Below are 3,396 nucleotides of genomic sequence, written 5' to 3'. Positions count from 1 at the left end.
GACTTGAACATCAGGTCGGTTCAGGACACGATGAAAAGCGCAGCGAAGCAGGAGAGCTCGGGTGGGGGATTTGCGATCAGCCAGGGCGGTGGCAGCGCGAGCTTCAGCCATACCAACGCAAATGCGACCGGCAGCTATGCGGGCGTGAACGAGCAGGCGGGGATTCAGGCTGGTGACGGTGGATTCAACATCGACGTGAAGGGCAATACGGACCTAAAGGGCGCGGTGATCGCAAGCGATGCGGACGCATCGAAGAACAACCTGTCCACTGGGACGTTGACCTTCAGCGATATCCAGAACCAGTCGAGTTACGGCGCGCACTCAGGCGGCTTCAGCGCGGGCGTGACGACCGGTGACGGCGGCGCGAACTACAGTACGCACGGCAGCACGTCAGGCACGAATGCGGGCGGCGGTGCGCCGATGTTGAGCCAGAACGACAGCGGCAGCGACAGCGCAACCACGCGTAGCGGCATCAGTGCGGGTACGATCGGCGTCACCGACCAGGCGAATCAAACTCAGGACGTTGCAAACCTGAATCGCGACACGTCGAACACGAACGGCACGGTGGCAAAACTGCCAGACGTGAACAACCTGCTCGACCGGCAGGCCGACATGATGGCGGCGGCGAGTGTTGCGGGTGAGGCCGTTTCGCGGCGTATTGGTGACTACGCCGACGCGCAGGCGAAGGCAACAGGCGATCCGGCATGGGCTGAAGGCGGGGCGAACCGCGCAGAAATGCAGGCTGCAGGCGCGGCACTTGTGACCGGCCTTGCGGGTGGAAACGCGCTTGGCGGCGCGGCGGGTGCAGGTATCGCTTCAATCGCGGCGAGCCAGCTGAATAAACTAAGCGGCGCAATCGCAGACTCCGACCCAACCGGCAACGCTGGTATGAACACGGCACTTGGCAACATCGTGGCGAACGCGATTGCTACCGGTGCAGGTGCGGCGGTGGGCGGCGATGCGGGCGCATTCTCCGGCTACAACGTGGACCGGTTCAACCGACAGTTGCACCCCGACGAACGCCAGTGGGCCACTGACAACGCAAGCAAGTTCGCGCAGTTCTATAAGTACCAGACGGGACAGACGATCACGGCAGATCAGGCGCAGCAGATGCTGCTCGCCAACGGCTATCGCCTGGTGGACGCAGCGGCAAGCAAGGGACCGGGCGGCGATGTAACGGCAGTGCAGTTCATCAGCGAAAACGCCAGCGGCATGTTCCGTGCAACTTCGGCTGAGTACAACAGCCCGTTCCTCTATGGAAATGCTGATCGCTCGCTGTCGCCCGAGCAACAAGCGTTGCCAGGAGCTACATCCCATCCTGCGGTTGGCATTGCAGCTGGTGGAGCACTTGCGATGTTTGCGGTCGGAGCGTTTGCGCCGGTAGTTGCGACTGGATGGGCTATCAACACGGCATATGACTTTGGCGGCGACACCATAGCTTATCTAACCCACCTGAGTAATGGCGCGCCCGATATCTCGAAGTCGCTGACCGTTGGCGCTGTTGCTGGCATCGCGGGTCCGTTCGCACTTCCACTGAATACGCTTGGCAGTGGTCTGGGCTCGAAAATAGTCGTTGGAACATACAACGGCATTTTGAACGGGACGGTAGCATTCGGCGGAAACGCTGTCGCGACTCCTTCAAACGACCCATCACCCAATGCTGCGACCGGCGCAGCTTCCTATGGCATCGGTACGGCTGCGCAGACGCTGATGCCGGGGTGGAGCGGCAACATTGCGAACCATATTATTCAGGTCTTGTCTGGCCCGACTCAAACAGCAATTCAAAATTCAGGTAAGAAGTGACTATGAAAATTTTGGTTAATCCATTCGATTTGATCGGACGCGGTGGTTCGGATATGGCTGCGGGAGTGCTATTTCTCGTTGTCTATTCAGTTCTGGTTTTGTTGGTCCTTCTGTCTGCGCGGCATATTCTCGGTTTTGCCGCGCGAGAAAAGAGAAAAATAATTGGACGCGTAGTGCGAAAGTATTCACTTCCTGAGCATAGAGAATGGCAAGGGAAGGCATATGTGAAAATTCCAGAAAAACAGATGTTAGAAATTGATGTCGCTGGTCAACATCTGCACTGCGATCCGGTGCAGTGGAAATATGATCGTGTGAAGGAAGGCGACGCAATTGACGTACTTATTCAGACTGATCGACTTGATCAAGAGGTACGGATCTGTGATGTGGGTCCATTCTAGTTATGCGGGGTGCCGGGCAGACCGCTTCAACCGGCAGTTGCACCCCGAGGAGAAAACAGTTGCCAAGCAACTTGCAGATAAGAGTGGTGGAAAATACACGGAACAGCAGATTGAACAGCAAATGGCTCAAATGAATTTGACTACAGGGAGCCAGACTGAGCTTGGCAGCGTCCGTGTTGCAGTGGGTAGTCAGCCGGACGATGGAACAACATGGGTTCCATATGGCGTCAATCAGGCCGGACAACAGGTGTGGGCGCAGTCGTTGCCTTCTGGCGATGCTGATCTACAAAGCTACATCACAAAGAATGCGTCCGGTCTCACGTACGATTCGACAACCAAAGCTTACACACAATACTCGGCCGGAATCTCAGGAACAGTGATGCTTCCCTTCGTTGGTGCTGGTGGTGGAGCTAGCGTCGTCGGCCTGCAAACCGATGGGACGTTGGGGGGGACTTCGCCATTCATTCAAGTCCAAGCGAACGGCATGGCAAGCGCGGGTGCCTACGCAGGTGTAGGAGGTGGCGTTGGCATTAGTCACAGTAACGGGCCAATCACGACTGGTAGCAGTACGGGCGGTTACGCAGAACTCGATGCTGGATTTGGTGCGTCAGGCGGCGCCAATTTCGCCATCAACGACGATGGCACTATCGGAGGCATTGGGGGTGCTGCGCCTTCGAAGGTCTTCCCAGGTGCGGGTTTTGGCGCTGGCGTTGGCGCGGGTAAATCTACATCGTCGACTTTCGTTATCCCATCAATAAACGACATTCTTGGACGCAAACAATGAAACCACGGATCGTCCATATAGCCGCTTATCTCGGTGAGCTTGCGGCCGCGTCTGTGCTCGCTTTTTGCTTCGTCTACTTCGTGGACACCTCGAAGGCGGCTTTCCAAGCTGGCTTGGCGCTCTTTTTTGTTGTGTGTGCCTGCTTGATAGGCCGTCCGTTTATGCCACACGCGCTATTCAAGTGGCTGACCCGTCCTGCCGTGGCGCTAATGTCGCTTGTCGTATTAGGATTCGGCGCGTTTGGCACCCATGAGCCCGACCTGACAGTCTTGGCTCCGGGAGTTGGGTTGTGTCTTTTAGGATCGGCGTTCGCCGATCGAGTCGAGCGTTCACGCACACGGAAGTAGTCGGGGCAATTTGAATTTATGAAAATCAGAAAGAGGCTGGCGGCGCTGCCGCTCACAGCCCTGG

2 protein-coding genes and 1 pseudogene are annotated in these 3,396 nt (G+C 57.2%); all 3 read left to right on the top strand.

Going from position 1 to position 3,396, the window contains the following annotated elements:
* Positions 1–1,803, top strand: a pseudogene (locus tag M0974_RS29420) (hypothetical protein); the annotation flags it as partial.
* 2 nt (positions 1,804–1,805) lie between these two features.
* A complete protein-coding gene (locus M0974_RS29415; RefSeq protein ID WP_297845353.1) occupies positions 1,806–2,201 on the top strand; it encodes a hypothetical protein in 396 nt (131 codons plus the stop codon).
* Positions 2,185–2,985, top strand: coding sequence for a hypothetical protein (locus tag M0974_RS29410; RefSeq protein WP_297845351.1), 801 nt, complete (start codon positions 2,185–2,187; stop codon positions 2,983–2,985). The genes M0974_RS29415 and M0974_RS29410 overlap by 17 nt, the downstream gene beginning before the upstream one ends.
* The last annotated feature ends 411 nt before the right edge of the window (positions 2,986–3,396 follow it).

This window comes from Pseudomonas sp., from assembly GCF_026224925.1.
Taxonomy (GTDB): domain Bacteria; phylum Pseudomonadota; class Gammaproteobacteria; order Pseudomonadales; family Pseudomonadaceae; genus Aquipseudomonas.
Note: the sequence above shows the minus strand (reverse complement) of the source record. Positions and strands in the feature narration are given on the sequence as shown.